22 protein-coding genes are annotated in these 25,055 nt (G+C 62.7%); 7 read left to right on the plus strand and 15 right to left on the minus strand.

Annotated elements, in window-relative coordinates:
- Entirely contained in the window at positions 1–1,008 is a 1,008-nt protein-coding gene (locus K6G35_RS16570; RefSeq protein ID WP_035883133.1) for a response regulator, read from the plus strand.
- Between the two features lie 332 nt (positions 1,009–1,340).
- Here the strand turns inward: K6G35_RS16570 and K6G35_RS16575 are convergent, their stop codons facing one another.
- Positions 1,341–1,757, minus strand: coding sequence for a hypothetical protein (locus K6G35_RS16575; RefSeq protein WP_234707017.1), 417 nt, complete (start codon positions 1,755–1,757; stop codon positions 1,341–1,343).
- A 14-nt stretch (positions 1,758–1,771) separates the two neighbouring features.
- Between K6G35_RS16575 and K6G35_RS16580 the strand changes: the two genes are divergently transcribed.
- Positions 1,772–3,997, plus strand: coding sequence for a TagA domain-containing protein (locus K6G35_RS16580; RefSeq protein WP_495676760.1), 2,226 nt, complete (start codon positions 1,772–1,774; stop codon positions 3,995–3,997).
- A 222-nt stretch (positions 3,998–4,219) separates the two neighbouring features.
- Here K6G35_RS16580 and K6G35_RS16585 read toward each other — a convergent pair whose 3' ends face one another.
- From K6G35_RS16585 to K6G35_RS16600, 4 genes are all read right to left on the minus strand, one after another.
- Positions 4,220–4,519, minus strand: a complete 300-nt coding sequence (locus K6G35_RS16585) for a PadR family transcriptional regulator (protein WP_008651813.1) — start codon at positions 4,517–4,519, stop codon at positions 4,220–4,222.
- 171 nt (positions 4,520–4,690) lie between these two features.
- Positions 4,691–6,193 (minus strand): tripartite tricarboxylate transporter permease, encoded by a 1,503-nt coding sequence (locus tag K6G35_RS16590; protein WP_011518471.1) that lies wholly within the window; start codon positions 6,191–6,193, stop codon positions 4,691–4,693.
- A gap of 13 nt (positions 6,194–6,206) precedes the next feature.
- Entirely contained in the window at positions 6,207–6,668 is a 462-nt protein-coding gene (locus tag K6G35_RS16595; RefSeq protein WP_008644611.1) for a tripartite tricarboxylate transporter TctB family protein, read from the minus strand.
- 413 nt (positions 6,669–7,081) lie between these two features.
- Positions 7,082–8,572, minus strand: a complete 1,491-nt coding sequence (locus tag K6G35_RS16600) for an MATE family efflux transporter (protein WP_286882597.1) — start codon at positions 8,570–8,572, stop codon at positions 7,082–7,084.
- 234 nt (positions 8,573–8,806) lie between these two features.
- Between K6G35_RS16600 and K6G35_RS16605 the strand changes: the two genes are divergently transcribed.
- Positions 8,807–10,234 (plus strand): NAD-dependent succinate-semialdehyde dehydrogenase, encoded by a 1,428-nt coding sequence (locus K6G35_RS16605; RefSeq protein WP_008644613.1) that lies wholly within the window; start codon positions 8,807–8,809, stop codon positions 10,232–10,234.
- 81 nt (positions 10,235–10,315) lie between these two features.
- Here the strand turns inward: K6G35_RS16605 and K6G35_RS16610 are convergent, their stop codons facing one another.
- From K6G35_RS16610 to K6G35_RS16640, 7 genes are all read right to left on the minus strand, one after another.
- On the minus strand, positions 10,316–11,515 hold the full coding sequence (locus tag K6G35_RS16610) for a DUF2252 domain-containing protein (protein WP_008644615.1): 1,200 nt from the start codon (positions 11,513–11,515) through the stop codon (positions 10,316–10,318).
- A gap of 59 nt (positions 11,516–11,574) precedes the next feature.
- A complete protein-coding gene (locus tag K6G35_RS16615; protein WP_008644617.1) occupies positions 11,575–11,937 on the minus strand; it encodes a cytochrome C oxidase subunit IV family protein in 363 nt (120 codons plus the stop codon).
- Positions 11,938–11,945: 8 nt separating this feature from the next.
- Entirely contained in the window at positions 11,946–12,650 is a 705-nt protein-coding gene (locus K6G35_RS16620; RefSeq protein WP_008644619.1) for a heme-copper oxidase subunit III family protein, read from the minus strand.
- Between the two features lie 12 nt (positions 12,651–12,662).
- Positions 12,663–13,331: a cytochrome c oxidase subunit 3 gene (locus tag K6G35_RS16625; RefSeq protein ID WP_035883129.1), complete on the minus strand. Its 669-nt coding sequence runs from the start codon at positions 13,329–13,331 to the stop codon at positions 12,663–12,665.
- A complete protein-coding gene (gene ctaD / locus K6G35_RS16630) occupies positions 13,328–15,085 on the minus strand; it encodes a cytochrome c oxidase subunit I (protein ID WP_008644623.1) in 1,758 nt (585 codons plus the stop codon). The genes K6G35_RS16625 and ctaD overlap by 4 nt, the downstream gene beginning before the upstream one ends.
- 36 nt (positions 15,086–15,121) lie before the next feature.
- Entirely contained in the window at positions 15,122–16,297 is a 1,176-nt protein-coding gene (locus K6G35_RS16635) for a c-type cytochrome (protein WP_495676761.1), read from the minus strand.
- A gap of 276 nt (positions 16,298–16,573) precedes the next feature.
- Complete coding sequence (locus K6G35_RS16640) at positions 16,574–17,077, minus strand: membrane protein (RefSeq protein WP_035883124.1); 504 nt, start codon at positions 17,075–17,077, stop codon at positions 16,574–16,576.
- A 276-nt stretch (positions 17,078–17,353) separates the two neighbouring features.
- On the opposite strand from K6G35_RS16640, the gene K6G35_RS16645 reads away from it, so the two are divergent.
- Positions 17,354–17,542: a hypothetical protein gene (locus K6G35_RS16645; RefSeq protein ID WP_008644630.1), complete on the plus strand. Its 189-nt coding sequence runs from the start codon at positions 17,354–17,356 to the stop codon at positions 17,540–17,542.
- Between the two features lie 172 nt (positions 17,543–17,714).
- Here K6G35_RS16645 and K6G35_RS16650 read toward each other — a convergent pair whose 3' ends face one another.
- Complete coding sequence (locus K6G35_RS16650) at positions 17,715–18,626, minus strand: LysR family transcriptional regulator (RefSeq protein ID WP_035884076.1); 912 nt, start codon at positions 18,624–18,626, stop codon at positions 17,715–17,717.
- Positions 18,627–18,724: 98 nt separating this feature from the next.
- Between K6G35_RS16650 and K6G35_RS16655 the strand changes: the two genes are divergently transcribed.
- A complete protein-coding gene (locus K6G35_RS16655; protein ID WP_008646700.1) occupies positions 18,725–19,279 on the plus strand; it encodes a DMT family transporter in 555 nt (184 codons plus the stop codon).
- Here the strand turns inward: K6G35_RS16655 and K6G35_RS16660 are convergent.
- Positions 19,236–20,177, minus strand: coding sequence for a LysR family transcriptional regulator (locus tag K6G35_RS16660; RefSeq protein ID WP_008646697.1), 942 nt, complete (start codon positions 20,175–20,177; stop codon positions 19,236–19,238). The two genes, K6G35_RS16655 and K6G35_RS16660, sit on opposite strands and share 44 nt — an antisense overlap.
- A 130-nt stretch (positions 20,178–20,307) precedes the next feature.
- Here K6G35_RS16660 and K6G35_RS16665 point away from each other — a divergent pair, with 130 nt between their 5' ends.
- Together K6G35_RS16665 and K6G35_RS16670 are read left to right on the plus strand one after the other, a co-directional pair.
- Positions 20,308–21,309, plus strand: a complete 1,002-nt coding sequence (locus K6G35_RS16665; RefSeq protein ID WP_008646695.1) for a tripartite tricarboxylate transporter substrate binding protein — start codon at positions 20,308–20,310, stop codon at positions 21,307–21,309.
- Positions 21,310–21,317: 8 nt separating this feature from the next.
- A complete protein-coding gene (locus tag K6G35_RS16670; protein WP_024570037.1) occupies positions 21,318–22,430 on the plus strand; it encodes a CoA transferase in 1,113 nt (370 codons plus the stop codon).
- Between the two features lie 47 nt (positions 22,431–22,477).
- Here K6G35_RS16670 and K6G35_RS16675 read toward each other — a convergent pair whose 3' ends face one another.
- Positions 22,478–24,496, minus strand: coding sequence for a methyl-accepting chemotaxis protein (locus K6G35_RS16675; RefSeq protein ID WP_495676762.1), 2,019 nt, complete (start codon positions 24,494–24,496; stop codon positions 22,478–22,480).
- Positions 24,497–25,055 lie beyond the last annotated feature (559 nt).

Genomic DNA, 25,055 nt, shown 5'->3' on the forward strand with positions numbered 1-25,055 from the left:
ATGCCCAGACAAATCAAATCGGCCGATGCGGCGGCCACCCATGAATACCCGGCGATGGTGCTGCTGGTCGACGATCAGGCCATCATCGGCGAGGCTATCCGGCGCGCGCTGGCCAGCGAATCCGATATCGACTTCCACTATTGCTCGCAGCCCGAGGAGGCCGTGGCGGTGGCCGAGCGTACCAAGCCCACTGTGATCCTGCAGGATCTGGTCATGCCCGGCACCGATGGGCTGACGCTGGTGCGCCGCTACCGCGAAAACGCCGCCACGCGCGATATTCCGATCATCGTGCTGTCGACGAAGGAAGAGCCCACCATGAAGAGTGCGGCTTTCGCGGCCGGCGCCAACGACTATCTGGTCAAGCTGCCGGATTCGATCGAGCTGATCGCGCGTATCCGCTACCACTCTCGCTCCTATCTGAACCTGCTGCAGCGTGACGAGGCATATCGGGCGCTGCGCCAAAGCCAGCAGCAATTGCTCGAGACCAACCTGGAACTGCAGCGGCTAACCAATTCCGACGGGCTGACGTCCCTGTCGAACCGGCGCTATTTCGACGAGTACCTGGGCGCGGAATGGAAACGCGCCCAGCGCGAACAGACTCAGCTTGCGCTACTGATGATCGATGTCGACGCATTCAAGGGCTACAACGATACCTACGGCCACGTGGCCGGCGACGAGGTACTGCGCCGCGTGGCCACCGTGATTCGCGAGAACTGCGCGCGGCCGGCGGACCTGCCCGCGCGCTTCGGCGGCGAGGAATTCTCGATGATCCTGCCGGCCACGTCGCCCGGCGGCGCGCGACTGCTGGCCGAGAAGGTCAGGCGCGCGATCGAGACGCTGCGCATTCCGCATGCCTGCTCCCCAACCGGCGGATTTGTCACGGTCAGTATCGGCGGCGCGGTGATCGTACCTGGAAGCGATGCCGATTTCAGCCGGCTGATCGAGGCTGCCGATGCGGGCCTCTATCAGGCCAAGCGTAATGGACGAAACCAGGTAGTGATGGCGTAGTTCAGAATCTTCTGCTCCCGGGTTTCCAGATCTTGGCTTCCATCGCCGAAGCCAAGGTAAATCCTCGCCTGGGACACAACAAGTCAACGCCTTGACACGCATCGCAATGCCGATGCGCCCGGTAGCCATCGCCCCCGCTTCCCCGGCGGATGGCCCGATGCGATTCCGTACCGGATATTTCTTAGGTTCACCCCCCCTTTCCCCGCATTAAGCGCCGTCTTTGTGCGCCGCCTTTGAATGCCAAGGCGACCTATCTCGTTCAAAGCGATATTCTTCCTCGCGCGTCAATTATCAATATCAACGCATCACGTAAATAGTATTTACGCCAAAAATCATAATAATAGACTCATTTGCCCCAAAGCAAAAAAAGAGCGCCGGAACATTATCACTGCCCAGCTAAAATCATTGGCGAGGTTAATTATTAAACTCAATCGTAAATAATAAATTACAAAAACAACATTATTTACATCCAATACACGCGAGCAATGAAATGACATACAACCATCATTCACGAAATTTCGCTTCAGCATCACCTGTTTCCAGGGTCTCAACGCTTCGTCGGCCGCACACGGAACTCCTTCGCATTGCAGCCGCATCGGCTTTGGCCCTTGCGGCGCTGGCCGGATGTGGCGGCGGTGGAGACAGCGGCCCGTCATCGGGCAGCACGCAACCTGCGCCAACCCCGACGCCAACACCAACGCCAACGCCAACACCAACGCCAACACCAACACCAACACCTGGATACCCACGCACGACTTTCGACTTGGCCGGCGCGCTCGAATACGGGCAAACCAGTGTCGTGAGGCAGAACGAAACGCGTATCGCACCACACCTGGTCGAAGGCCGCAGCACGCTCCTGCTGTTTACGCCAACCAAGCCCATCAGCAATGACCAAGAAGTATTTGTCGAAGCAATGCTGAACGGCGTATCGATGGGACGTCTCTTCCTGAAGAAGCCCGCCGACCTGAATGGCTATGCGGAAGACAGGATTACCCAGGACACCTTGCCACGCTACAGCACACAGGCGTGGAGCACGCAGATGCCCACTGGGTGGATGAAGTCCGGTGTCCAACTAACCGTTGGCTATGACGAGCTGCGCCACGAGGTAAAACAGATCTACGCATACCGCGTCACGAATAGCCTTCCCCCGCTGGCGGCTCCATCGGAACTCACATACACACGAACCAAGGTGCTGTTCTGGGAGGATCCTGATTCCAATGCCGATACCCTCGATTCGGACAAGCTCGCTGACGAAATCCACGCCCGCATGCCGGTAAGCAGGATATCCATCGTGGACTACCTGCCTGCACGCTGGAACAGCGTCATTATGATGGACTCCCCAAATCCCCCAAGGAGGTTTGATTCACTGAGGCAGATACCGATCTCTGGGGTCCTTCCAACCCGCACCACGGCGTGGGCCGCGAACATCATGGTGGACAAGGCAAACACCGGACGCGGTTTGCAGGCCACCGACCCCTTCGACATGTTCAATCAGTCGTCGCCGCTTGCTTATGGAGCCACCCTTTCTCAAGGACGCTACAAGGACCGTGACGGAAATCTCCAGAGCGCCTTCGACGCAAATACCGGCCGCCCTGGCTGGGCTCAGATCCAATGGAACGAGGAATGTAGCGGTGCGATGAACCGAGCACTGGGCAGAGTCGTAGGCTTGACCCCATTCGTTGAAGGGCAACCCTTGGAGTTCGGAGGCGAGTATCCCGATGGTCTCATATGGGCAGCCTCGCACCCGCAGCCATTCGATACCGCGCGAGGCGTATTCAGAACGTGGTATGCGGCCACCGATGGCTTTACCATTCGGTCGTCAGACAAGCCACTGCGCGGCCGGATTGATCCTCAGTTCTACCACAAGGAAATCAACGACTATAAAGAGCCTGCCGACAGTCAGAGCTGCTTCTCTCCTTATACAAACAGCAACACGCGCGCGATCCAGCAGCTGCTGGAGTCAACACCAACGCTGCGGACCGTGGCCGGAAACCCTGGTTACTATCTTTGGGATGACACGACACGAACTTACGCTCCCGTCGCGCCAAACTGGAAAGGTGCGGCGTTGCAGTTGAAACCGGATCGTATGGGCATTCCGGTGGCTACCGTGATCGGCTCGCTGACATCCAGCGAGAGTCCGGGCGCCAGCATGCTCTTCCCGCCGTTGTTCGCAGCCAGCGGGAACACCTTTGTCCTGGAGGAAATCGGCACGACTTCCATCAACTACAGAGGGGCAAGGTACGCAGCACGGGTCCGCTACGCGGATGGCAGCCACCGGATCTTCATCATCCCAAAAGAGATGGCTAGCAAGGACCGCGCATACTATTTCTCGTTCAACCTTCCGATTGCCGACAAGCCTGTCGAAGTATCCTTGTACCGCTTGCAGCACCCGTACGTGGAAAACGGTCCCCGCGGACTGTCCCCCTCTGACACACTGCTGTCTACCCAGGCCATCACGGTACCCACCTCAATGCCTGCGGTCGTGACTCGGGGCGGTGATTCCCGGCAAGAAGCGCGTACGGCAATGGTAAGCAAGCTATGCACGACTCAGACATGCGAGACAGAGAGTATCGATATCGCCTGGCATCCGGATGACGAGTCGCAACTGTATTTCGTCGCCGGGCGGCCCTCGCTCGGTCTGACGACTCCCGTTGGGAACCCCAAGGACGCGCCAATGCGGCTTGAAGTAATGATGAAGGGACCGGACGGCAATCAACGCGTCGTGGTATTCCGGGCTTCGCGCGCCGTCAATACGACCGCCGATGGCTATCGCCTGAGCCCGGCAAACTATTGGACCGAGCCGGAATTGCTCAAGGACAGACTACAGCACCTCTATATCTGGGTTCATGCCAACGACAACACCGCGTTGCCGGCCGGCCGCTACACGATGACAGACGCCGTAAAGCTGCTCGACGTGCATGCCGTCAGCGGTGCCGGCGACAGAATCGTCGACAGGGTCAAGCTGAACGCCACATTTGAAAAGCTCTGACGCACTAGCATAGTTGCCACCCCGGCGCCGGTGCAGCGTTTCCATCGAGACGCTGCACCGGCGCATTTTCATGCTGCGCGCCGACACGCATCTCATCTCTCGTGGACGAAGCCAGTGGCGTTGTTGAATGCTTCGTTGGTGAACCCCTGATACCGACAATGCTTGGATGACGATGCCGGTACCACGCCTCATTCCAGGCGGCGTACCGGCATTTGCATTGGTTTATTCGGCTGTCTCGCTCATGTCGTCCTGAAGGACGTTGAGATGTGCGAGGTAGGCGTCCAGTTCGGCCCGTCCCGCATCCGTGATGCTGTAGACGCGGCCGTTTCCCTCGACAAGTTCGGCGGTAATGGATCGCGCCATCAACAGGCTACGCAGGATTGGGCGCAGCGCGCGGATATTCTTGTCGATGCCTCGCTCGCGCAGCCGCTCCATCAGGTTGAATACCGTGGATGGACTGGCCTGGACAAGCCGGAGGATATAAAGCCTGGAAACGATACGATCGAGCGATGGCGTTTTCATGGGCGCAGGCAACGCAACTAGCGGTGCGGAGAATCGAATCATCGTGCGCAGCCCATGACTGCAGCGCAGTCGGGCAGTCCTATCAGTGCTTCAAAGAAACGGGGGCGCTTTTGGCACCCCCGCAAGCTTACTCGGCTCGCGCCGGCATGGCGCCGGCGCTTGTCGTCAGAATTACTCTTCCTGGAACGCTTCTTCGCGCTTCGCCTTGATCGACGGCAGTGCCACCACGGCCACCAGTGCGGCAGCAGCAATCAGCAGGCCCATCGACAGCGGACGCGTCACGAACACGGTGAAGTCACCACGCGACAGCAGCAGCGAGCGGCGGAAGTTCTCTTCCATCATCGGTCCGAGCACGAAGCCCAGCAGCAGCGGTGCGGGTTCGCACTTCAGCTTCAGGAACAGATAACCGATCACGCCGAAGGCAGCAGCCATGAACACGTCGAACGTCTGGTTGTTCACCGAGTACACGCCGATGCAGCAGAAGACCAGAATCGCCGGGTAGAGGAAGCGATACGGCACGGTCAGCAGCTTCACCCACACGCCGATCATCGGCAGGTTCAGGATGATCAGCATCAGGTTGCCGATCCACATCGAAGCGATCAGGCCCCAGAACAGCGCGGGGTTGCTGCTCATCACCTGCGGACCAGGCTGGATGTTGTGGATCGTCATCGCACCGACCATCAGCGCCATCACGGCGTTGGGCGGAATGCCCAGCGTCAGCAGCGGGATGAACGAGGTCTGGGCAGCGGCGTTGTTGGCCGATTCCGGACCTGCCACGCCTTCGATCGCACCCTTGCCGAACTCGTGAGCGTACTTCGACGTCTTCTTTTCCAGCGAGTAGGCCGCAAACGAAGCCAGCGCAGCACCGCCACCCGGCAGGATACCCAGTGCTGAACCCAGCGCCGTGCCACGCAGCACTGCCGGAATCATGCGCCTGAAGTCCTCCTTGGTCGGCCACAGGTTCGTGACCTTGTTCGTGAACGTCTCACGGGCTTCCTTCTGCTCCAGGTTCGCGATGATTTCCGCGAAGCCGAACATACCCATGGCCAGTGCCACGAAGTCGATGCCGTCGGTCAGTTCAGGTACGTCGAACGAGAAGCGCGCGGCGCCCGAGTTCACGTCGGTACCGATCAGGCCCATCAGCAGACCCAGCACGATCATCGCCACGGCCTTCGGCAGCGAGCCCGAAGCCAGCACCACGGCGCCGATCAGGCCCAGCACCATCAGCGAGAAGTACTCGGCGGGACCGAACTTGAACGCCAGTTCCGACAGCGGCGTAGCGAACGCAGCCAGGATCAGCGTGGCCACGCAGCCAGCGAAGAACGAACCAAGGCCTGCAGTAGCCAGCGCCACACCAGCGCGGCCACGACGTGCCATCTGATAGCCATCGATCGTGGTCACCACCGACGACGATTCGCCCGGCAGGTTCACCAGAATAGCGGTGGTCGAACCGCCGTACTGCGCGCCGTAGTAGATACCGGCCAGCATGATCAGCGCGGCCACCGGCGGCAGCGAGTACGTCACCGGCAGCAGCATGGCGATAGTTGCCAGAGGCCCAAGGCCCGGAAGCACGCCGATCAGCGTCCCGAGCACGCAGCCCAGGAACGCGTACGCGAGGTTTTGCAGCGACAATGCCGTGGAGAAGCCCAGGGCAAGATGGTCAAACAATTCCATTTCGGGCGACTCCTTAGCCGGTAATGAAGGCAGGCCAGACCGGCATCTGCAGGTTGATGCCGTACACGAAGGCGCCCAGGGCGATCAGCACGAGCACCACGCTGTTAAGCAGGGCACCCTTCCAGCTGAACTCATGGCTGGCCATCGACGACACCATCACCAGCACGAACACCGACAGCACCATGCCGAGCGGCTTGAGCAACAGGCCGAACAGCACGACGGAACCCAGAATCCACAGAAGCGTCTTCAGATCCCAGCGGGCAAGTTGATCTTCCTCACCCTTCGACGACAACGACCCCATCAACACCAGCGCGCCCAGGATGGCCAGTACCAGGCCAAGCAGGAACGGAAAGTATCCGGGGCCCATCTTGGCGGCCGTCCCCATGCTGTAGCCGCGCGCGACGAAGGAAAAGCCAAGACCGACCAGAATAAACATCAGGCCGGAGGCAAAGTCCTTTTGGCTGCGTATGCGCAAAACGATTCTCCTCAAGGTTGTGAATTGCGGCACCGTGCGACACACCGGCTCTGGGGCATCTCCACGGCGAACGTATCAACTTCGACACGTTCATCGCAGCGAACAGTAGAGTCGGGAACTTTCAGGCTCCTTTCATTTGTCTGGGGTTTAGGGTATCCCCCAATCTTCAGCGCACGCGTCGTTTTTTCGTTTCCATCACGTTGTGACGTATTAAGTTGGAAACCAAAACCACAACTGAAAGTTAAATGAAAGACGTGGTGGAAAGGTGTTTGAAAGGGAATAGTGTGGATTGGCGCGGCACTGCGCGGCAGAGGGTGCCGCGCGGCTTTCGACTTGCTTACACCGCGGGGCGGTGCGTGAGTGACACGATCAAATGTCTCTCATCCATACATTCAGAAACCTGTCTGGATGCATTAGGAAGGTTGTCGCGCGACTTCCGCGTTGGCCTCTGCGTCGGCTTCCGCGCCCGCATCGGCATCCTCGCATGGCACGCCCATGCTGGTGTCGGGTGCATTCCCCACCGCTTCCGGATGTGGCGCGACCGGCAGGATATGACTGCGGCGCCAGTTACCGTAGCGGTAATAGCCGAGCGCAAGCAGCACCGATACCACCGAGCCGAGCGGGAAACTCCACCAGATCGATTCGGCGCCGATGTGCGGCCCGAGCAGCCACGCGAACGGCAGGCGGATCAGCCACATCGACACGAACAGAATGACCAGCGGCGCCATGACGGCGCCCGTGGCACGCACGGCGCCGAACACGACAATGGTGAAGCCGAACAGGATGAACGACCACAGCACCACGTTGTTGATGTGCTGCGCGATCTCAATCGCGACGCTGTCATCCCCCAGGAACAGGCCAAGCGAGTGGCGATTGAACGCATAGACCAGCGCCACCAGCGCACCGGTCATCAACACGTTGAAGAGCATGCCAACCTGCGTGACACGCGCCACGCGCACCCACAATCCCGCTCCCACGTTCTGCGCGACCATCGATGACACACTGGCGCCAACCGCCAGGGCCGGCATCTGCACATAGGTCCAGAGCTGCGATGCCACACCGTAGGCCGCGGTCGTCCGCGAGCCGTACGTATTGACCAGCGACATCATCACGATGGCCGACGACGAGATCACCACCATCTGCAATCCCATCGGCAGCCCCTTCATCACCAGCGCGCGCAGGATAGCCATGTCTGGCCGGAGCAACGCAAGTTGCTCCCGGTGCAGCAGCAGGAAGTGCCGGCGCCGGTACAGCAACCCGATCATCGCCGCCAGGCTGGTCAGTTGCGCGATCAGCGTGGCCAGCGCCGAGCCAGCGATGCCAAGCGGGGGAATCGGGCCCACCCCGAAGATCAGTACGGGATTCAGCACAACGTCCAGCACCACCGAGAGCAACATGAAGTAGAACGGCGTGCGCGAGTCACCCGCGCCGCGCAGCGTCATCATCACGAAGTTGTAGAAATACATGAACGGCAGCGCGATGAAAATGATGCGCAGATAGATGATGGCCAGCGGCGTGGCATCGTCCGGCGTATGCATCGCGGCCAGGATGTGCGGCGTGAAGACATAGCCCAGCACGGCGGCCAGCACCGACAGGCCGACGAAGAACGTGGTGCTGGTGCCCACCACGCGTCGCGCCTCGTCGATGTCGCGCCCGCCGACTGCCTGGCCGATCATGATCGTATTGGCCATGCTGATCCCGAACACCACGCCGAGCAGGAAAAACAGAATGATGTTGGCGTTCGACGTGGCCGTGAGCGCCGCCTCGCCAAGGTATCGGCCGACCCAGACCGAATTGATCGAGGCGTTGAGCGACTGCAGGATGTTGCTGCCAAGCACCGGCAGCGAAAACATCAGCAGCGTGCGGCCGATCGGGCCGGTGGTCAGTCTGGCGTCAGGCTTCATTGGGGCAGTTTTTTCCGCACCGCAGCAGTGCGAGGGTTGCGAACCTGTCAGTCTAGTCCCTGGCCGGGCACCATGCCAGCCACCGGACACATGACAGTTGTGGCGGGGCGATAATCGCCCGCAAGTCTGCCAGTGCGGACTTCCGTCCAAAGCGTTAAGCTTGCGCTTTCATTCTTCGACCACCCGCGGCGCGCCCCCTTTCGCTGCGCCGTCCATTTCCTTCAGGAGACAGGCATGTACCAGGATCTCGCCCTCTACATCGATGGAGAATTCATCAAGGGAGGCGACCGCCGCGAGCAGGACGTCATCAATCCGGCCACCCAGGAACTGCTCGGCAAGCTGCCGCACGCTACCACTGCCGACCTGGATCGCGCGCTGGCCGCCGCGCAGCGCGCCTTCGAAACCTGGAAGAAAACATCGCCGCTGGAACGCTCGCAGATCCTGCGCCGTGTGGCAGAACTGACCCGTACCCGCGCCAAGGAAATCGGCCGCGACATCACGCTGGACCAGGGCAAGCCGCTAGCCGAAGCCGTGGGCGAGGTGATGATCTGCGCCGAACATGCCGAATGGCACGCCGAGGAATGCCGCCGCATCTACGGCCGCGTGATTCCGCCGCGCAATCCGGCGGTGCGCCAGATCGTGGTGCGCGAGCCGATCGGCGTCTGCGCCGCGTTCACGCCGTGGAACTTCCCGTTCAACCAGGCCATTCGCAAGATCGTGGCTGCGCTGGGCGCCGGCTGCACGCTAATCCTGAAAGGTCCGGAAGACTCCCCGAGCGCCGTGGTGGCGCTGGCCCGCCTGTTCCACGATGCAGGCCTGCCCCCGGGCGTGCTGAATATCGTATGGGGCGTGCCGAGCGAAGTTTCGACCTACCTGATCGAATCGCCGATCGTGCGCAAGATCTCCTTCACCGGCTCGGTACCGGTGGGCAAACAGCTTGCCGCGATGGCCGGCGCGCACATGAAGCGCGTGACGATGGAGTTGGGCGGTCACTCGCCCGTGCTGGTGTTTGACGACGCAGACATCGAACCGGCCGCCGAAATGCTGGCCCGCTTCAAGCTGCGCAACGCCGGCCAGGTTTGCGTATCGCCCACGCGCTTCTATGTTCAGGAAAAGGCCTACGACAAATTCCTGGCGCGCTTCACCGAGGTCATCGGCTCGATCAAGGTCGGCAATGGGCTGGACGACGGCACCCAGATGGGCCCGCTCGCACATGAGCGCCGCATCGCATCGATGGAGCAGTTTCTGGACGATGCCAGCCATCGCGGCGGCAAGATCGTCGCCGGCGGCTCGCGCATCGGCGACAAGGGCTTCTTCTTCGCACCGACCGTCGTCACGGACCTGCCCGACGATGCCAAGCTGATGGTCGATGAACCGTTCGGCCCGGTAGCCCCGGTCACGCGCTTCAAGGATGCGGAGGAAGTGCTGCGCCGCGCCAACAGCCTGCCGTTCGGCCTGGCCTCGTATGTCTTCACCAACTCTCTGAAGACGGCCAACCTGGTATCGAACGGACTTGAAGCCGGCATGGTCAACATCAACCACTTCGGCATGGCGCTGGCCGAGACCCCGTTTGGCGGCATCAAGGATTCGGGTATCGGCAGCGAAGGTGGCCAGGAAACCTTCGACGGTTACCTGGTGACCAAGTTTATTACCCAGGTTTGATGGCGTAGTTCGCTGGGTTCTCCCCTCTCACATGCAATGTGAGAGGGGAACAACCGAACAGCCGATCAGCTGGTCACCTGATCAGGCGCTCTTCCCCCGCGCCTTCGCATAGTCCTCCCGGAACTGCTTCCACTGCGCGAGCGAAACATCGCGCCCGTGCTTTGCCAGCCGCAGCACGGTGGATTGCCAGCGCCCGCCTGCGGCGAAATCCTGTAACTGCTCGACACGATCCGCCGCCTGATGGCCACAGCCACGCAGATGGGCCGAGGCCGCGGCACGCGCCATCGTGGCGAACACGTCTTGCAACACAGTCTTGTCGCGGCAGTGCTCCAGATTCACTCGGTCGGTGCTCGGTTGCAAGCTCTTGACCAGGTACGAAGCCTTGCCCAGCGGCACGTATGAGAACAGTGCGGGCGATGCGGCCTGCATGATCTGCTGGATGGTCGCCACGCGTTGCGCATCGCTGCCCCAGCGCGGTTGGCCGCGTGTGCGCATTCCGATCCAGGCGCTCGGTGCCGCGCGTTTGATATCGATAAGCCGCTGACTTGCCGGCATGTCACGCTCATGCGCCAGCACGACGTAGCGTTCGAGCCCCAGGCTGCCCACACCGGCCACGCGTCGCGCCGAGTCTTCTGCGACGAAGCGATGACCGTGATGTTCCTGCTTCGAGTAGATCCCCAGAATTTCGGAAGCGCGTTCACGCTGCATCTTGTCCGCGCGCAGCGCATGGCCGTCGAACTTCAGACGCCGCCGCCCGCCACGCATCTCCGTGCGCGCGTTCAGCAGCGCGCCGCGTTTGCGGCGTTTGACCTGCCGCAGCAGCGTCGCCACCAGACCGCTCGCGGTGGCGCGTTCCAGCCAGCGCGGCTTGCCCGCGCGCAACATCGCCGTGTAGACCGACAGCATCTGTGCGCAGGCCGTACGGGCATCGGCTTCCGACAGGCCAATGCTCTCCCCGGCCACCAGCACGCTCGACAACATACGGATGACATCGACCGTCAGCGGCGCCAACATGGCATCGTCGAAATCGTTCAGGTCGAAGTACACGAGTCCGTTGTCGCCCTTGAACGTTCCGAAGTTCTCCACATGGAGATCGCCACACACATAGGTGCTAGGCGCATCGAGCAGACCAGCCTCGCGCTCGAGCGACGCCGCGTACAGGTGGTTGGTGCCTCGGAAGAAAGCGAACGGGTCGGCTGCGATCGCCGCCAGCTTCATCGTCAGCCGCTCGGGATCGCGGCCGTGGTTGTAGATCAGGATGCTTTCGGTAGCAGCGTGCATGGGCGGCGGAGTCCTCGATCGGGTTGCGCAGCGCCCTCATCGCATTTCATCATGCGACTTCAGTGAAAAAACACGCCGCGAGTCAGGAAAGTGTAATCCGCTTCGGCCGCCATGAGAAATACCAGCACGAGCAGGCACAGCGGCGGGATCAGGATCGCGCAGATCAACGCCATGCGCTCCCAGGCCATGTGCATGAATACGCTGACGATCAGGCCGGCCTTCAGGATCATCAGCAGCAGAATCAGGAACCAGCGCAGGTATCCCGTGAACCCGAAGTAGTCCACCAGATAGGACATCGTGGAGAGCACGAACAGCAGCCCCCAGACCTTCAGATACAGGCCGATAGGATGTTCCTGTTTGCCGTGGCCACCGTGGGCCGCCTCGGACGCTTCGGGGGCCGGAGTGATGGGTGTCGATGCCATGGTCGCCCTCACCAGAGATAGAACAGCGCGAAGATGAAGACCCAGACCAGATCGACGAAGTGCCAGTAGAGACCGGCGATCTCCACGACCTGGTAGTTACCGCTTGGTTCGTAGTGCCCGCGCACGACCTTGCTGGCGATCGTCAGCAGGTAGATCACGCCACAGGTCACGTGAAAGCCGTGGAAGCCGGTGATCATGAAGAACGTGGAGCCGAACTGCGCAGCGCCCATTGGATTGCCCCAGGGACGCACGCCCTCGTGCACGATCAGCGTGGTCCATTCGAACGCCTGCAGACCGACGAACGTCGCCCCGAGCGCGGCGGTCGCCAGCATCAGCAGACCGCAGGGGCGTCGCTCGCGACGGTAGGCGAAGTTCACGGCCATCGCCATCGTGCCACTGCTGGTGATCAGTACGAAGGTCATGATTGCGATCAGGATCAGCGGTAGCGTATGACCGCCGATGTTCTCGGCGAAAGCCTTGCTGGTGTCCGGCCATGGCGCCGTGGTGGAGATGCGCACGGTCATGTAGCCGATCAGGAAGCAACTGAAGATGAAGGTGTCGGACAGCAGGAAAATCCACATCATCGCCTTGCCCCAGGACACCTTGAATGCGCGCTGGTCGGATGACCAATCAGCGACGAGGCCCCTGAAGCCGCCCGGCGGATTCCAGGCTTCCGGATGCGATCCGGCCGAGGAAGGAACTTGCGAATGCATGGGCGCTCTCCGTCAGGACCTGCCACAGATGTACGCGACGAGCTCCGGCGTGAGCCAGCCCAGCGCGCCGAGCAACACGACCCATACCGCCAGCAGGAAGTGCCAATAGCGCGCGCACAGCCCGATGCGCATCACCGTGCGCGTGCCACTGCCGCGATCCACCGCCACAAACGCGAAGGCCACCAGCCCGCCAAGCATGTGCAGACCGTGCATGGCCGTGAGCAGGTAGAAGAAGCTGCCCGCTGGATTGTTCGCGGGAACAACGTGAAGCGCGTACAGCGCCTGCCACGCCCACAACTGCACGCCAACGAACCCTACGGCGCCCATCCCCCCAAGACGAAACGCCTGACGTGCTCTCACCATGCGGCCCGAGTGCGCCGCCCGCCTGGCAATCTCCATCGACACACAAGCGGCGGCGAGCACGACCGTGGACAACCACACCTGCCACGGCAGTGCAATTCGCTGCCAGTCCGGGCTGTCCATACGCATGACGTAGGCGGCCAGAAACAAGGTGAATAGCGCCGTGACCACGCCCATGAATATCCACAACCCTATGCTGCCGGGGGTGCGTGCCCCATGTCCATGCAAGGCGTCACCACCGGCGGGGCCGCCTCCGGGTGCTTCACGTGAAGCCCGGAAGACGCCGCCACCCGTATCCACCGCGAACGATTCGGCTTTCATGCCACGGCCCCCCTTCTCGCGTGTGGCTCGGGTTCGCTCCCACCTGCGTCTGGCGGCGCATTCTGCGCAATGAAGTCCTCCTTCGCGCCCGGCACGCTGTAGGCGTAGGCCCACCGATAGACCACTGGAAGATGCGCGCCCCAGTTGCCGTGCGCCGGCGGCGTCTGCGGCGTCTGCCACTCCAGCGAGGCGGCACGCCACGGGTTGGCGCCTGCCGGCTGCCCACGCCGCACGCTCCACGCGAGGTTGAAGATGAAAAGCAACTGCGCCGCCGCGACGATGAACGCTGCGATCGAGATGTACATGTTCAGGGTGTGCGCGGACTCGGGTATGAAGTCATAGCCCTGCCACGCGTAATAGCGCCGCGGCATCCCCAGAATACCGAGGTAGTGCATCGGAAAGAAGATGGCGTAGGTGCCGACGAACGTGATCCAGAAATGAATGCGGCCAAGCGTGTCGTTGAGCAGGCGTCCGGTGACCTTCGGATACCAGTGGTAGATCCCGCCGAAGACGACCAGGATCGGCGAGACACCCATCACCATATGAAAGTGCGCCACGACGAAGTAGGTGTTCGACAACGGAATGTCCACGCTGACATTACCGAGGAACAGGCCCGTCAGACCGCCGATCACGAACGTGCTGATGAAGGCGATGGCGAACAGCATCGGCACCGAGAAATGGATGTCGCCCTGCCACAACGTGATCACCCAGTTGTAGACCTTGATGGCAGTGGGTACTGCGATGATCAGCGTCGTGGTGGCGAAGAAGAAGCCGAAGTACGGATTCATGCCACTCACGAACATGTGGTGCGCCCACACCACCACCGACAGCACACCGATGGCCAGGATCGCCCACACCATCGTGCGATAGCCGAAGATGCTCTTGCGCGAATGCACGCTGATCAGATCGGAGACGATCCCAAAGGCGGGCAGCGCGACGATATAAACCTCGGGATGACCGAAGAACCAGAACAGGTGCTGGAACAGCAGGGGGCTGCCGCCCTTGTAGTTGAGCTGCTGCCCCATCGAGACGACTGCGGGCATGAAGAAGCTGGTACTGAGCGTCTTGTCGAGCAGCATCATCACACCGGAGACAAACAGCGCCGGGAACGCCAGCAGTGCGAGAATCGTCGCCATGAAGATGCCCCACACTGCCAGCGGCATCCGCAGCATCGTCATGCCCTCGGTACGCGCCTGCAGCACCGTGGTCACGTAATTCAGGCCACCCATGGTAGCCGCCACGATGAAGATCAGCAGCGACACCAGCATCAGGATGATGCCCCAGTCATGCCCTGGCGTGCCGGGCAGGATCGCCTGCGGTGGATAGAGCGTCCAGCCCGCGCCGGTGGGTCCGCCCGGGACGAAGAAGCTGGCGAGCAGCACGAGCACCGACAGGAAGTAGACCCAGAAGCTGAGCATGTTCAGGAATGGGAATACCATGTCGCGCGCGCCGACCATCAGCGGGATCAGGTAATTGCCGAAACCGCCAAGAAACAGCGCCGTCAGCAGGTAGATCACCATGATCATCCCGTGCATCGTCACGAACTGGTAGTAGCGATTGGCGTCGATGAAATCAAACCGTCCCGGAAAGCCCAGTTGCATCCGCATCAGGTTCGACAGCGTCACGCCGATCAGCCCGACCACGATGGCGACCAGCGTGTACTGCACGGCGATCACCTTGTGATCCTGGCTCCAGATGTAGCGCGTCCAGAAACTCTGTGGGCCGTGGTGGGCGGCATCATCGGCATAGGCCATCTTTTGCTCTCCGATTTCTGACTGTGCGTCGGGCCGCTATTTGCCAGCCTGCGGGGCCCCCGTTGCGCCAGCACCCAGCGAACGGATATACGCCGACAGCGCCACCACATCGGCATCGGTAACAGGCAACTTGGGCATCACCGGCCCGAAGCCCTTGACGATGCGGGCCTGCGGGTCCTCGATCTCCGTCTTCAGGAACGCATCGTCCACGGTCGCGCTGCTGCCGTTGCTGAAGGTCTGCGTGCTGCCGTACAGGCCCTTCCAGCTTGGGCCGACACCCACGCTGCCATCGACGCTATGGCATCCCACGCATCCTTTGCTTTGCGCCAGCGCGCGGCCCTGCGCCACGAGATCGGCGGCGCCAGCCGGCGCGCCCGCCACAGCGGTTCCTTCGACTGGCACAGCGGTGGGCACGGCGACCTTCGCCAGCGTCATCGCGAACGTCTGCTGCTTCGCAAGCCACGCGTCGAAGGCGGCCTGATCTTCGACCACGACGTGACCGCGCATGTTGTAGTGGCCCAGACCGCAGAGTTGCGCGCAAAGAATGTCGAAGCGGCCGGTCTTGGTGGGCGTGAACCAGAACGACGTCACCATGCCGGGCACCATGTTCATGCGCGCGCGGAACGGTGGCACATAGAAATCGTGCAGGACGTCCTTCGAGCGCAGGAGCACCTTGATGGGCCGGTTCAGTGGCAGGTGTACCTCCGGCCCCATGACGAGTATGTTGTCCTGTCCGTTCGGATCATCGGGATTCAGGCCGAGTGGATTTGTGCCGCTGACGAATCGGGGGTCCGTGGTACCGAGCTGGCCACTTTTGCCGGGGAAGCGGAACGCCCATTGCCACTGCTGCCCCACCACCTCCATGACCATCGCATCGCGTGGTGGCCGCACGTAATCCGCGTAGACGATCAGGCCCGGCGCCAGCAACGCGATGATGCACACGGCGGTCAGCCCGATCAGCCAGCGCTCCAGTTTCGGGTTCTCCGGCGCATAGGCAGCGCGATGCCCCGCGCGATGACGGTAACGCCAGACGATGTAGCCGACGAGCAGGTTGATGACGACGAAGAACAGCCCAGTAATGACGAGGGTAATGGTCAGCGTGTCGTCCATCTGTTTCCAGTTGGACGCCAGCGGTGTCGCCCACCAGGGGCTCAGGAAATGAAAGAGCACCGAGGCAACGACAATGATGACGAGTGCGATGGCGATCGCCATGACCCCCCTCCTCCGCGCGGACGAAAAGCCACGAGGAATGCGCAGTCTGCGCAGGTGGATTAAGACTAGTGCATCGTTTCAGGTCACGGCAAGGCGACATCGTGCCGGGATCGGTGCGCCGGGACGCGCATGGGCCACGATAAAAAATGGCGGAGGGGAAGCTTACTTCCCGATCCGCCATCGTGGCCACGCGCGGCCCCGTGTAGTGGCAAAGTGCGCGACGCAATCAGACCATCAGCACATGATGTATTCGGTACAGGATTCCACGGCAAGTATCTAACGAGATACGCCGCGCGACTCCAGCTTCCAATAGCAGATGGCGATGGCCATCCCGAAGATGAGGTGCCCCACCAGCGTATGCCAGCCACGCTGGTCGACAAACCACGGGAAGGCGCTTGTCATCACGTAGAAGTTGAACAAGTACACCACCAGGCCGAATACCGCCCCGACCAGTAGCGACATGCCGACGCTCGAATCGAGCTGGAACGGCGCGATGATCGCGCACAGCACGCAGCCGAGTATCGCGCCGAGCACGAAGTGAATGATCAACGCTGCGGCGACCGTGCTGACGCTGAAGAACGAGTTCTCCAGAACATCGCGCCCGAGCACGATTGCGGCAACCATGCGCGTGGTGCCCCATGGGTGAACGCCGGCCACCATCGTCGACCAGAACATCTCCACCACGATCAGCAGCGCACCGGCCGCGAGCCCGGACACGGCAGCCGCCGTCCAGTCCGGCAGGCGACGCATGTAGTGGTGCGAATGCATATGTAGTTCCATAGCGCCCTCCAGTCTGCTTCAGTCTGCTTTGGTGACCCCGTGCGTCCAGCATAGGACACTCGTCATCAATACGGCTGACACGACAGGAAAACCGTGTGGGAAACCGTCCGGGTGCGCTGTCAACGGTACAAACGGCTTCGCGCCAAGTCTCGTGCGAGATACCTGGCAGAGCATGACATGACGCAAACAGTACGGGACAACCCCAAGCACTACAGCCTTGTATTCGCCACACACTGCCTATACTGGAAGAACAAAGAAACAAGATAGGAGACCGCCATGCTGCATCTTCAGTTACAGGCGCACGATCTTGTATTTCTGATCCCCATGGCACTCGTCGGCCTGTTGGCGATGGGCGCAATTCCAGTTGCGGCCAAGGCGTTGCGTATCAGTTGCCGTTGCGCCGGCGCGATCCTGGGAGTCCTGCTTGGGGTATTGGTGCTGGAAGCCCTGCCGCTGCTGATCTAGCGATCGGCGATCAAACAGGACACCAGTTAGAGAGAACGCCGCTAGGCAGAACGGGCCTGGTCAAGAAGAGCCGCCATTTTATGCGAGCGCTTCAAACCGTGCTTGTCGGCTTGCTTTCAGCCCGGTAGCGCGTGCTCGCCCCATCACCCGCCACCACATCGAAACCGCGCGGCTAGGTGCCCTCGGGCTGCTGGCTGCACTCCCACACCGTCTGGCGCAGCCAGCGATGCGCGGGATCGGCCCTGCGCCGCGCGTGCCAGGCCTGCTGGAACGGCACCGGCGCCAACGCGATCGGCGGCGCGAACGCCCGCAGCGCGCGATTTGGCGCCGCGGCAACCGCGCGGGTCGCGACGGTCAGGATCAGGTCGGTGCCGGGCACGAGATCGAGCGCAGCGCCCCAATGGGGCAGCACCAGGGCCACATGCCGCTGCATGCCAGCCTCGGCCAGGGCGAGATCGATCTCACTGGGCGCGTCGGGACGCATCGCCACCAGCACATGCGGCCGCGCCAACCAGTCCTCCGCCGATAGCGGCCCCCGCCGAGGCAGCGTGGTCCGGTCCGCCACGCTCGTGTAGTGGTCTTCGAACAGCGTAGCCACCTCGATATCGCTGGGCAGCCGTGGAAAGACACCGATCGCCAGATCGGTCTCCCCATCGGCAAGCTGCGCGAGCATCGCCTCGCGGCCAGCCTGGATCACGGCGAGGTCGATGCCGGGCGCCTCGCGGCGCAGCCGCCGCATCAGCGCGGGCAACACGCTGCGCGCGCCATAGTCGGACAAGGCCAGCCGGAAGCAGCGGCGCGCATGGGCGGCGTCGAACGTGGATTCGCCCACCAGTCCGTTCAATTGACCCAGTGCATCGTCCAGCGGGCCCAGCAAATCGCGCGCGCGTGCGGTGAGCGTCAGGCCGTTTTCGCGACGCACCAGCAGCGGGTCGTCGAAGATATCGCGCAACTGGGCCAGCGCGTGGCTGACGGCCGGCTGACTCTTGTGCAGCCGCACGGCGGCACGCGTCACATGCTGCTCGGTCAGCAAGGCGTGCAATGTCAGCAACAGGTTCAGGTCGATACGGCGCAGGTCATCCATGCGGCGAATGTCTCATGTATGGATTGCGAATTTCCATTGCGGCGGCGGCGCGTGCAACATGCCCGATAACAGATTGCATTCGAATCGGAGAAATTATCATGACCTCGCCGCTTGCCGCATCCGCTGGCTCGCTCTGGATGCCATTGGGCGTCGCGCTTCTGGCCGGCGCGATGATCCCATTCCAGGCCGGCAGCAACGCCACGCTGGGCCGCGCGCTCGGGCACCCGCTCTGGGCCACCGTCGTCTCGCTCGTGATCAGCCTGGTTGCCGTCGTGCCCGTGCTGCTGGCACTGCGCGCATCGGCGCCCAATCTCGCTGCGGCCGCGCAGGGACCGTGGTGGCAATGGATCGGCGGGCTGTTCGGCGTGATCTACATCACCGCAGCGCTGTGGCTGGCGCCGCGCGTGGGCGCCGCGAACTTCATCGTCGGCGCCGTGGCCGGCCAGTTGCTGGCGTCGATGCTGGTCGATCATTTCGGACTGGTGGGCCTGCCTGCCCGGCCCGTCACGCTGGCGCGCCTGGCCGGCGTGGTGCTGGTCCTGGCGGGCATCTGCGTCATGCAATGGCAGCCGGCGCGAGCCACGAGCAACGCATTAAGCGAGCGGAATCTCAGGGGACAGTCAGATCAGCCAAGGCATCCCGGATCAGCGTGATGCCGGGCCAGGCCCCCATCTCCGCCATTGTGATGAATACCGTGCGCCCCACCGGGAACGAAAAATCATGGCGTACCGGGTGCACCATTCCCAGTTGCGCATAGTGCGCCACGGCGCTTTCCGGTGCGACGGTCAAGAGATCGCTGCTTGCCACCACACTCAGATTCGTGTGGAACGAGAACGACTCGACCTTGGGATGGGGCGGCACCAGCCCTGCGGACAGAAAGGTGTCGTCGAACACCTGGCGCGTATAGGCCTCGCGTGACGCCACGATCCAACCCTGTTCGCGCAGTTCCGCCAACCCGACGTTGCGCCTGCGGCGCAGTGGGTGGTCCTGTGCGCACGCAATGGCGAGCGGCTCCTGCCACAGCGGCGTGACCGCCAGCTTGCTTGCAGACTGCTTATCCAGCTCCACGCCGATTCGGCCAATCACGCAGTCGACATCGCCACGGCTCAACATTCGGAGCAGCCCGCCCACCGTCGATTCACGCACGACGAGTCTTGGGCAGTCTGGCCGCGCAGCCATTGCCGCCAGCAATCTCGGCAGGATCACCACGCCAACCAGCGGGAGTACGCCAAGCCGCACCACGGGAGCGGGGGGTGCTTCCGCCGCCGACTGAGCCGCCACCGCCAGCGCGCTGAGCGCGATACGCAGGCGGTCCAGTGCGACCAGTCCCGCAGGGGAAAGTGCTGCGCCGCGCGTGGTACGCGCGACCAGTTCCACCCCGAAGGCAGATTCCAGCTCCTGCAACATCTTGGTTGCGGCAGGCTGGCTGAGCGCCAGTTGTGCGGCCGCCGTCGTCAACGAGCCATGCTCGGCCACGAGTTCCAGAAAGCGTAGATGCCGGATGCGCAAGCGATCCAGCCGCTGCGCGCGCGCTGGCCTGTACAGGCCCATACCGTGTTGCTCAGGCAATACCCGGGTCATAACAAAACGTGATGACGCAATCAAGACATCATAATTTACAGGAAAGAATCCGGCTCGCACAATGCTGTCAAACAAGCTCACCTGAGCAAGAGGAGACAAAATGCGGCGAATCGCAAGGCGACTGGCATGGCTACCTGGCCTGGCAGTGGCGATCGGCACAACAGGGGTGGCAAGCGTGGCAGCAGCCTCGGCGGAAACCGGATATCCCACGCGGCCCGTGCACTTGATCGTTCCCTACGCCGCAGGTGGCGGCCCGGACATCCAGGCCCGCAAGCTGGCCGAAGTCGTCTCGCGCGACCTGGGACAACCGGTCATTGTGGAGAACAAGGTTGGCGCAGGGGGCATTCTTGCCGCTGAGTTCGTCGCCAAGCAGCCGGCTGACGGCTACACGCTGATGATCGGCGCCTCCACGCATCTGGTGCAGAAACTGATGCAGCCGTCGGTCAGGTTCGACCCTGCCAGGGATTTCACCCACATCATCCGTACCGGCTTCAGCCCACAGGTCATGCTGGTGAGGAGCAACTCGCCCTACCAGTCCGTGGCCGATCTTGTCGCTGCCGCGCGCAAGTCGCCGGGCAAGCTCAACTATGCGTCGGGGGGCATCGGCAGCGCCGCCCATCTGTCGGGCGCGGCATTGGCAAGCGCCGCGGCGATCGACCTGGTCCATGTGCCCTACAAGGGCTCGGTCGAGATCGTTCCCGCGCTGATCCGGGGCGATGCAACACTTGGCTTCCCGATTGCATCGACCGCGATCCCGCAGATCGAGAACGGCAAGGTGCGTGCATTGGCGGTTACCTCCGCATCCCGCTTGCCCGGCTTGCCCCAGGTGCCAACCCTGAACGAGGCGTTGGGCCGGAACGACCTGGCGCTGGATTCATGGTTCGGCATCTGGGCGCCCGCCGGCGTGCCAAAGCCCGTGGTTGCACGCTTGCAGGCTGCTGTGATCAAGGCCCTGAATGATCCCGGCACACGCGACATGTTCCAGAAGGCGGGTTCGGTGATCGACCCCACACCGAGCCAGGAAGCCTTTGACCGATTCGTTGCCGACGAGATGGTCAAGTACCGCCGGATCATCGAATCGAACCATATTTCGCTGCAATGAGGCCACCCATGACCACCGAAAACCTCTCGTTCTCCCCCCTTGCCGGCGTCCGGGTACTGGACTTCTCGCATGTCATCGCGGGCCCGTTGGCAACGTTCTACCTGTCACAGCTCGGGGCCGATGTGCTGAAGATGGAGAACGCCAATGGCGGCGATGTCATGCGCAGGACCGAGACTGGCCGAAAGGGCTTTCTTGCGCTCAATGCGGGCAAGGACTGTCGTGATATCGACCTGGGCTCCGAAGCGGGCCGCGCCGACGCTCTCGCCCTGGCGGCCACGTGCGATGTCGTCGTCGACAACCTGCGCCCCGGCGTGTTGGAGCGATTCGGCCTCGGCTTCGAAGCGGTGCGGGCAGTGAATCCGCGCGTGGTGTATTGCTCGATCTCGGGCTTTGGTCGCGGCAGTGCCGACTGGTCGGGCCGACCCGCATACGACCATGTCATTCAGGCGGCCACAGGCATGACCTTTCTGGCGGGCAACGAGAACGACCCGCCGATCAAGACCGGATTCCCTGTCGTCGACGCTGCAACGGGTATGCAGGCTGCGCTCTCCATTCTGGCCGGTCTGCGCGAGCGCGATCGCTGCGGCTGCGCCATTCAGCTCGACATCTCCATGACCGGCGCAGCGATGCAGCTCATGTATGGCTTTGCCTGCGAGGCATTGACGGATGGCACGTCGCCCTCTCGCGTGGGCAACCGGGGCTACTCGGGCAGTCCGACGGCGGACTTCTTCCCCACGACCGACGGCTGGATTGCACTCGGCGCCAACACCCCACGCCAGTTGCTGCGCCTTCTCGAAGTCCTGGAACTGTCCGAGCTTGCCGCCGACCCGACCTACTTTGCCGAACCACTGGACGCGGAGTCCCCCACCACCTTCGTGCGCTCACGCGACCCCGCCGCCCTGAAAACGATCATCGCGCAACGCCTGCAAATGCTGCGCGCTGACGAACTCGAGGAGCGCCTGGCCACGCGCGGGGTACCCGCAGCGAAGGTACGCAAGCTGGGCGAGTTTGCCGAAGCGGCGCTAGGTCACGGCCGCATATCGACTGTCACACTGCGCGATGGCGACACCGAAGTCATGTCGCCGGGCCTGGGCTTCGGCGCCCGGCGACATCCGGGCTAATTCGGGTCAATCCGCGCTAACGCTGATCGCCCCGCACCGGCGCGCGCTCAGAACGTTTCCCAATCGCCGCTATCGGCCGTCGCGGGCACCGGTGCGGCCGATGGCCTCGCCTTTGCCACGGGCCGACGGCTCGACGGCGTGGCCAGTACGGGTTCCTTGCGCTGATGGGTGACCGGCTGGCGGGCCTTGGCTGGCGTGGCTGGCTGGCGCGCCAGTACCGGGGCCGCCGAGGTCTTGCGAACCACGGGCGGTCGCACGGCGGCAGGCACTGCGGGCGCGCGCAATGGGCGTGATGGCTGCACCGGGCGCTGCAGGGCAGCGGCGGCCGTCTGGGTCGATGCCTTCTGGGGCGATACCTTCTGAGGCAATGCCTTCGCAGGCGATACCTTCTGCGGCGATGGCCTCGGCGCCAAGGGCTTCGGCGCAGCTGCAGGCAAGCGTGGCGCCGGTTGAACCGGCTGCGCAACGACCGCCACGGGCCCCGGCGCGCGCGGCACTTCGCGCTGCTGTTGCTCGCCCAGATCGAAACGCGCGACTTCCGTCACCAGCCCGCCGGCCTGCTGCATCAGGCTTTCGGCGGCCGCACTGGCTTCTTCCACCAGCGCGGCATTCTGCTGCGTCACGGTTTCCATCTGCGCAATCGCCAGGCCCACCTGCTCGATGCCAGCGCTCTGCTCCTCGCTGGCGGCGGTGATCTCGCCCATGATGTCCGTAACGCGGCGCACCGCGCCGACGATGTCATCCATCGTCTTGCCGGCCACTTCGACCTGGCGCGCGCCTTCCTTTACCTGCCGCACGGAGCCGTTGATCAGATCGCCAATTTCCTTGGCCGCCGACGACGAACGCTGCGCCAGGCTGCGCACCTCGGCCGCCACAACGCTGAAGCCGCGACCTTGCTCGCCGGCACGCGCCGCTTCCACGGCCGCGTTCAACGCAAGAATGTTGGTCTGGAATGCGATGCCTTCGATGACGCCAATGATCTCGGCCACGCGCGCCGAGGACTGGGTAATGCCGTCCATCGTATCCACCACGCTGCGCACCACACGGCCGCCTTCGGTGGCGACATCTGATGCGTTCGCGGCAAGCTGGTTGGCTTGTCGCGCGTTCTCGGCGTTCTGGCGCACGGTGGACGTCAACTGCTCCATCGACGCGGCAGTCTGCTCCAGCGATGCCGCTTGCTGCTCGGTACGGCGGGACAGATCGGTATTGCCACTGGAGATCTCGCGCGCGGCGGTATCGATCGAGCCGGCCGCGTGCTGGATGCCGCGAACCAGCGTGCCGAGCTGGCCAAAGGCGCGCTCAAGCGCGCCGAGCATCCGGCCCATCTCGTCCTGGCTGCGTACTTCGATGGCGTGCGCAAGCTGGCCCTGCTCCAGCGCCTCGGCAGCGTCAAGCGCCTGCCGGGCCGGACGCGTCACCGAGCGTGTCATGCCGATACCGAGCAGCGCGGCAATGATCGCCGCCAGGGCTGCCATGCCGATCAGAAGGTTACGCGTAAAAGCGTAGCGCGCTGTTGCCTCGTCCACCGCCTCCACGGCCAGCTTCTGGCCAAGCTGGGCGATCACGTCCAGCTTGTCAAAGTACGCGGCCTGCGATGACGGCAGCGTGGCAGTCAGTCCTGCACGGGCGCCATCGTATTCCCCGGCGCCCAGCTGGCGCATGACCAGGTCAAGCTGGCCGTCATAGGTGGCGCGTGCCTGCGTCAGTTGTTCGAACACGGTTTTCCATTCCGCATTGCCCGACGCCACCAGGGTCTTGCCAATCGGTTCGAGCGTCGCGTCGATTTCCTCGCGGAACCGGGCGATCTTCGCCGCGTTCGCGGTGACCAGCGCGGCATCCTCGGTCAATGCCGCATCGCGCACCATCAGACCGATCGTCAGCACGTGCGCCTTGGCGTGATTCAGGTCGATCACCCGCAGCAGCCGCTTCTCCACCGCCATGTGCATGGCATCGTTCATGCTGCCCAGCGCCGACACCCCAACCGCGGCAACCGCGGCGAGCAGCAGCACCACGAGACTGAAAGCAAAGGTCAGCCGCGCCCCGATCCCCATTTTTCGCAAGCCCATCACTTCGTACCTTTCTCTTGTGATCCGATTGTTCGTACGAGCGATATCCGCCCGAAACCGGGCATCGCACGGCCTCCTATCGGCGGCGTCGCGGACGGACTTGAGCGCGAAAACGAATTGAGGGGGAAATCGGCAGGTATTCGATGGATTGACTGCACAACAAATGGCATCTAATCCATCTGCGCAATACGCACCGGCACCGGAGACCAGACACACGGCGTCAGACCATCGTCGGCCCGACCAGCCAGTGCGAAAAAAAAGCCTACGCGCGGGGTGCTCGTAGGCTTTCCAGGACTGCTCTGAAGGACCGGCTGTACCCGGTCCAGCGCTCGAATATAAACCCGCTTACATGAGGTGTAAATCGCGCTTCTATCAGGGATTCCCCTGATGGCGGGTGTAATCCGAAGATCACTTGATGGCTTCGCAGTAGCGCAAAAGTCACGTGCGGGCTCTTCGTCAGATATCGGCAATTCCCCGCAAAGCATTAGCTGGCGCGGGTTGGCGGCATCTGGACGGGCGTTCCGATGGCAGCGCACCGCAAGTGCTTGCCACAACTCAC

It is taken from the genome of Cupriavidus sp. HY129 (assembly GCF_059492215.1).